Origin of the sequence: Protofrankia sp. CiT1, from assembly GCF_917627335.1 — a bacterium.
Classification (GTDB): Bacteria; Actinomycetota; Actinomycetes; order Frankiales; family Frankiaceae; genus Protofrankia.
Genome location: NZ_CAKJTP010000191.1, coordinates 1 through 6,415, shown reverse-complemented (window position 1 = coordinate 6,415; position 6,415 = coordinate 1). Strand labels below are relative to the sequence as shown.

At 66.4% G+C, this 6,415-nt stretch carries 6 protein-coding genes and 1 pseudogene; 5 read left to right on the top strand and 2 right to left on the bottom strand.

The features are described 5' to 3' along the window. Nucleotides 1–161 precede the first annotated feature (161 nt). A complete protein-coding gene (locus MJ785_RS19510) occupies nucleotides 162–623 on the bottom strand; it encodes a hypothetical protein (protein WP_239310060.1) in 462 nt (153 codons plus the stop codon). A gap of 15 nt (nucleotides 624–638) precedes the next feature. Here MJ785_RS19510 and MJ785_RS19505 point away from each other — a divergent pair, with 15 nt between their 5' ends. From MJ785_RS19505 to MJ785_RS19485, 5 genes are all read left to right on the top strand, one after another. After that, nucleotides 639–851: a hypothetical protein gene (locus MJ785_RS19505; RefSeq protein ID WP_239310059.1), complete on the top strand. Its 213-nt coding sequence runs from the start codon at nucleotides 639–641 to the stop codon at nucleotides 849–851. Further along, entirely contained in the window at nucleotides 851–2,446 is a 1,596-nt protein-coding gene (locus MJ785_RS19500) for an ABC transporter substrate-binding protein (protein WP_370652994.1), read from the top strand. Before MJ785_RS19505 ends, MJ785_RS19500 begins: the two co-directional genes overlap by 1 nt. Before the next feature lie 57 nt (nucleotides 2,447–2,503). Then, entirely contained in the window at nucleotides 2,504–2,779 is a 276-nt protein-coding gene (locus MJ785_RS22410; RefSeq protein WP_370652993.1) for an integrase core domain-containing protein, read from the top strand. A 779-nt stretch (nucleotides 2,780–3,558) separates the two neighbouring features. After that, on the top strand, nucleotides 3,559–4,146 hold the full coding sequence (locus MJ785_RS19490) for a hypothetical protein (protein WP_239382162.1): 588 nt from the start codon (nucleotides 3,559–3,561) through the stop codon (nucleotides 4,144–4,146). Continuing rightward, nucleotides 4,143–5,078: a hypothetical protein gene (locus MJ785_RS19485; RefSeq protein ID WP_239382160.1), complete on the top strand. Its 936-nt coding sequence runs from the start codon at nucleotides 4,143–4,145 to the stop codon at nucleotides 5,076–5,078. Before MJ785_RS19490 ends, MJ785_RS19485 begins: the two co-directional genes overlap by 4 nt. 493 nt (nucleotides 5,079–5,571) lie before the next feature. Here the strand turns inward: MJ785_RS19485 and MJ785_RS19480 are convergent. Further along, nucleotides 5,572–5,943 (bottom strand): annotated as a pseudogene (locus tag MJ785_RS19480) (dihydrofolate reductase family protein); the annotation flags it as partial. Nucleotides 5,944–6,415 lie beyond the last annotated feature (472 nt).

The window sequence follows — 6,415 nt, the reverse complement described above, 5'->3', positions numbered from 1 at the left end:
CGAGGCAAGGCGACCACCTACCAGCGGACGGACTCCTGATGGCGATCGACCGCAGCTCTGTGGACGTGAGCGCGCTTGGCCGTGGGGACTGTCAGAAGATCTTCCGGTAACTACCAACAACGGGGCCTTCACCTGCGGAAACGGCCCGCTGGCGCTGGGTGTTACACCGTTGTTCTTACAGGCCCCTGTGCGCGGCGACCGTTCTTGGGATCATCCTGCTCACGCTGACGTCGTTCCAGACCGCCCACACCCGCAACGACATCCATGACGGAGTGGCTGCGCTCCAAGGTGTGATCGGGGCCGAGATGGATATGGCTCTCCTCGCCGATGATTACGGTGCCCGCGCCAGATCCCTCATCGCCCCACAGGACGTCGCGAATGCTCTCCCAAGCGTTGGCGGTGGGGATGCCGTCGACAGCCTGCGAGTTGACCGGACGGCGGCCACCATGTTCGCAGGCGCAACGAACGCCAAACGTTTCAGCAGCCTGCTGGATCCCGTTCTTCGCCTCGATGCCACGGAAGCTGAGCGTACGGCAGTCTCCCAGGCGAACACGGCATACCGGGAATTCACCACCATTGACCAGGATATGAAAGTCGACGCTAGCGATACCGACGCTGACCATACCCGGGAGGCTGTCTTGGCGCCCCGTACCAGCAGGCTTTTGAACGCATACCAGCGGACTGAGGACGCACTCGGCGCGACGGCTGAGTCTACGCAGCGACGCTTCGACACGGCGACGCATGCCGCCGCGTCGAAGTACTGGCTCGGCACCGGTATCCCGGTTCTAACCGGCGTGGTGGTACTGCTGCTGATCATCGGGATTTTCCCCCGACTAGGCGAGTACCGGTGATGATCGTACCGGTGCGGCGGATCGCCGCGATTTGTCTGACGTTGCTCCTCGCCAGCGTCTGGCTGCCCTCTTGTTCAGAGGGCGACACAGCCGGCACCGTGACGGTGTTCGGCCCCTGGACTGGCCCGGAACAGGACTCTTTCCTCGCGATGGTCCGACCGTTTGAGGTGAGGACCGGGATCCGTGTCCGGTACGAAGGGGCGCGTGACTTGGACGCCGTAGTCACGAGCCGGCTGCAGAACGGAACCCCACCGGATCTCGTAGCCTTGTCCACCCCCGGCGAACTGTTGGACCTGTCCGCCCGTGGTGCCCTGCTGTCACTCGACTCGGTCCTCGAGCCGCAGATGGCGAAGCAGTACGGCTCGGAGTGGCTACGGCTCGGGCAGGACAAGGGCAAGCAGAAGGCAATCTTCGTCAAGGTGGCGCTGAAGGGCCTCGTTTGGTATTCGCCGACGTCGTTCCAGGCCGCCGGCTATCAGCCGCCTGCGGACTGGACCAGCTTGGCCGACCTCACCCACCGGATCCAGGCGGCAGGTGGTAGGCCCTGGTGCCTGGGACTGGAGTCGAGTTCGACGTCGGGGTGGCCGGGTACCGATTGGGTGGAGGACATCTTGCTGCACCAGGCGGGTCCGGAATTCTACCGACGCTGGTCACAGGGGCAGCTGGAGTGGACCTCGCAGAAGGTGAAGCAGGCATGGGAGACTTGGGGCAAGATTATCAACGACTCCGTTGCTGGCGGCCCGCTCGGCGTCTTGCTGACCAACTTCGGGAACGTCGGCAACGGCATGTTCACCGACCCGCCTCGCTGCACCCTTGACCACGAAGCCTCATTCATCACCGACTTTTACAAGCGCTACAAGCGCGATGGCCACCCTCTTGTAGCAGGCAAAGACTTCGACTTCTTCCAGCTGCAGCCGGACAACCCTGGCACCTCGACACAGGAGGTCGCCGGGGACCTGCTCGGCATGTTCCGGGATACGCCCGCGGCCCGCCGGCTCGTCCGTTACATCGCCACCCCCGAGGCACAGCAGATATGGGTTCACCGGGGGGCGCCATCTCCCCGAACCACGAGGTCCCACTCGACGCCTACCCAGATACGGTGTCCCGGAAGGTGGCCCAGATCGCAGTCGATGCCACGGACGTCGAATTCGACGCGTCCGATCTCATGCCGGCCGCCATGCAGACTGCCTTTTACCAGGCGGTGCTCGCCTACATCGCCGACCCAGGCCGGTTGGAAAGTCTGCTCGAAAACTTGGAGAAGGTGCGCAAGCTTACTTATTGATCCGCAGCCTCACTTGTACCGTAAGACCCTCGGGCTGCCCCCGGCTCCGCAACACCAGACCGACACGACATGGCGGCAGTTCCTGCGCACCCAGGCGTCGACGATGCTGGCAGTGGACTTCTTCCACGTGGACTGCGCGGTGACGCTGCGGCGTCTGTACTGCTTCTTCCTCATCGAAGTCGGCTCCCGCACCGTCCACATCCTCGGGGTCACCGCCCACCCCGACGGTCCGTGTGGACCACCCAACAAGCCCGGCACCTTACTCATGGACCTCGGTGACCGGGCTGCCGGGCTTCCGGTTCCTGGTCCATGACCGGGCAGGTCAGGTCAGGTCACCGCATCCTTCGACGCGGTCCTCGCCGACGCCGGCATCACCGCGATCAAGAGCCCACCCCGAACCCCGCGGGCGAACGCCTACGCGGAATGGTTCGTCCGCACGGCCCGGACCGAGGTCACTGACCGGATGCTGATCTTCGGTGAGTGGCATGTGCGCACCGCCCTGGCCGAGTACGCGGCCCACTACAACGGACGACGGCCTCACCGTGGCTGCGCTTTTCAACCACCACGGCCTGACTACCCCGTCGCAGACCTGACCAGGGAGCGGATCAAGCGCCGGCCCGTCCTCGGCAACTTGATCAACGAATAGGAACGAGCCCCTAAAATCCCAGGTCAACGCCCGTAGCCGGCTTCTGACACCCCACATGGTCCCGCGTCGAGCGACTGGGTCATGAACACGACATTATGGCTTTCCGCAGCCTGCCTCCGATCCACTTGTAGGGATGGCGCTGGTGGGCTGGTTGCCGTGCTGGTCAGTGCACCGGGTGGCGAACGCGGCGGCGGTCGGGTCTGCGTCGAGGTCGCTGTAGAGGTTGCTCGCGCGGGGCGGTGGGGTGCTGCGGGCCGCGTAGCGCGTCAGCGAACCCGTGGAGGCGGCGGCTGACGCGGCCCCCAGTTGACCAGCGCCGAGTCCGACTCGCTGCCGTAGAAGGTCTCGCCCCCGTGGTCGGCTGGTCGCCATGGGGTCGCTGGGCGCGTCGTCGGCAGAGCCAGCCGAGGAAGAAGGCCAGCGTGGTTAGCGGCGCCAGCACCAGGCTGAGTAGGACGCTGTCGGTGTGGGTGGCGCCGTGGCTGGGCGCGGTCGCGAGGAGGATCGCGGTGGCGGTATGGACCGAGTGCCCCGTACCAGGCCGGCAGCCTCGTCCCCGTGGTGGTCTGGTGGGTCGACATCGCGGTGCGGGTCATCGTCCGCCGGGCGGCCGTGTGAGGAAGGATCGTGGTGCCTGGCGGCCCGGCCTGGTTTGTGATCCCCTGACGTAGGATGTCCCGGGTCTGTATCTGCCACTGACCTGCGACTATCTGTAGCGTGAAGTAATCCCCTGTCGCGACAGGGCCAGCCCGACGATACTTAACTGGAGTCCCCTGGTCGTGATCCCACCCCTGGTTGGTCAGCCGCCGCACCTACCTCCCGGCCGGTACCGGGCGGCCCTCGACGAGGTCTTGGAGCGTTTCGTGGACGGCTTCCCCGGATCGTCGACCCGCCGGGAGATCTGGGACGGCTTCGTCGCCTACCTGCGGATCTGGGCCGACATCGAGGAGCGGATGCGGCCTCATCTCGGGGACGACGCGCTGCTGAGCGTGGTATGGCTCGCGGGCAGCTTCATCTCGGGGAAGCTCGATCCACACAACCTGGACCTGTCGGTGATGGTCGGTTACGACGCCATCCAGAAGTGCAAGGGCAAGCCGGGCGCCAAGAAGCTCGTCGAACTGGCGAACCGGGAGAAGATGCTGAAGCAGTTCCGGCTCAGCCCGATCCTGATCCGCTACCGCTACCGCTACGTGCAGAGTCCGTTCCGGCTTCAGAACCTGGCCCCGGGGCCGGAGCTCGACTACGCGCTGAACCGTGGGGCGTTCGACGACTTCTGGCAGAGAACCCGGCCGGTCGGCGAGCCTAAAGGCCCGCCGGCCAAGGAGAGCGGCGCGCTGAGCCGCGGCTACCTGGAGGTGGAAGTATGAGACGAGACGATCTTGAACGGTTGTCCAGTCCAGCCGCCCGCCGGATGGCCGACGACTACCTCAGCCAGGCCGGCGACGATGCCGACGCGTCCGATGTCGATCTCGTCGAGGCGCTGGACCGCAGCTTCGCGGAAGCGCTGTCCGCCTACGATCCGGACGCGGTGACCGCCCGGTTCCTGTCGCTGAGGTTCAGCGGGGACAGGGTCAACGGCCGGCTGCCCGAACGGATCGTCGAGGAGGTCCTCGCCGCGTTCCGCAAGGAGCTCAGGGGAGCGGCGCCTTCGGCGAGCCAGGCCGACCTCCAGCTCGACCTCGTCGGCTTCTCGCGGGGCAGCGCGGTGCTCCACCTCGCCCCTGCCCCCGTTCCCGCCGAGCTGGCGGATGAGGGCAGCCAGCTCGCGCTTCCCATGGTGGACCCCGTTGACAGCGCGGTCCGCTCTGTCGCGGACCTGCACGACGCGGCCGAAGGCCAGCAGGACATGCGACGGTTCGCCGACAGGACGGACCTGCTCCACGCCTTCGTCGCTCTGACCGATGCGCTGGAACGACACGCTGTCGACCTAGACGTGATCTGGCGGTCCTCGTCCGGCACCAGCCGCCGGGCCACGCTCACGGAGCTCGGCCGCGCGCATGTCCGCAGGAACCTCGAACGGCGAGAGTCGGTCGACCAGCGTTTCTTCACGGGACGCGTCGTCGAACTCAACATCAACGGTTCGTTCTCCCTCAAGCTCGGTGTCGCGAAGAACAGCCCGCGCATCGACGTTGATGTGAACAGCGAGGAACGCCTCCTCAGTCTCGGCCTGGGGCTCGGCGAGACCATCACTGTCACCGTCTCCCGCGCTGTCGAACACACCAACCTGGGAATCACCTCGAAGAGCCGGTACAGCCTGCTCTCAGTCGACTCACGTTTCACGAGTGTCGACGGGCCGTAACAGGCAGATTTCTTCCGGTGGGTCGACTCGTTCAGATCTGGAGAACCTCCGCAAACGCTTGCTCATCGGCGCAGGCACTGCGCGCAGCCTGGTCGCGCAGTTGCGCAGCGACACCGAGGCAACGTTCGGCACTCGGCACCAGCCAGCAGCGGGACAGCCTGACACCGTCGAGCACCCACGGCTGACCGGAGGACGCGGGCAACATCTGGGTCGACAGCGAGTCGCTGTGGCCTGCCGGCCTCGCGGTGCTGCTCGCGGAACCGCCGGGTGGGTGAGAGCTGCTGGGCGGCGGCCATGTGGGTGGCGAGGATGCGGTCTCGCCGCCGGCCTCGCCGTCGCCTGTGCCTGCCGGTCGTGGTCTGCGCGGTCACGGCGATGACAGCGATGACGGTCCTGCCTAGCTAGGGCGACAGGGTCTGCCAGACCATTGCGTACGGCGCCGACCTGGAGGATTCACCGCCGACAACACAGACCCATCTGGTGCGGGCCGGCTTCAGTCGTCGCGCCCGGCACCGCGATCGGGTGCGCTCATGTCTCCCGTCCCAGGCGTGCCACGCAGGTACGCGGTGCCCTTCGGACCGGCTGCCGGCGGTTCGAGGAGCGTGACGTTTGTGGGCACCGCGCCGCCGTCGAACACCTTCTTCCCGACGCCGAACACGATCGGGTGCACCCAGAGGTCGAGACGGTCGAAGAGCTTCTCGCGCAGGAGGGTCTGCACCAGGTTCAGGCTCCCGACGACCTTCACGTGCTCGTGCCGGGCACGGATCTCGCGCACTGCGCCGGCCAGATCCGGGCCGAGCTGCGTGGACTCGGCCCACAAGAAGCCGGGCTTGCCGCGGGAGGCCACGTACTTCGGGACGCTGTTGGGTCGACGTCACCGAGGTGTCGGGTCCTGCGGACGACAAACAGGCGAGCAGGCTCGTGGACGGGGTGGACGCTGCCATAGCGGGCAATTGCACGTTGCTCTCAGTGAAGGAGTAAAGCGGCACCGGAAGCGGCTGCCCGTTGCGCGTGCTGACCTCGGGCTGTGTCTGGCGGCACCTGCTGTCGTCGTCCGGGCTAATCGCCGCCGACGGCGCACCGCCGCTTCCATGCCTGGACCTAGCAGGCTGCGGCCCCGGCTGCACCGGGCGGCGGCGCTGCTCAGCCGGTCCACCACGGGCGTCCTACCAGCTACAACGCCCCCGAATGGAGGCGGTTCGCGCAACGGCAACCTGGACGTCCAGGCGGGGCTCGAACCGGCCGCCGAGGCGCTGACCAGCACCGATCCAAGCGCCTGGTCTCCAAGCGGTAGATCGCAAACCGCATTCGCGCAGGCCAGAAACATGATCAATAAT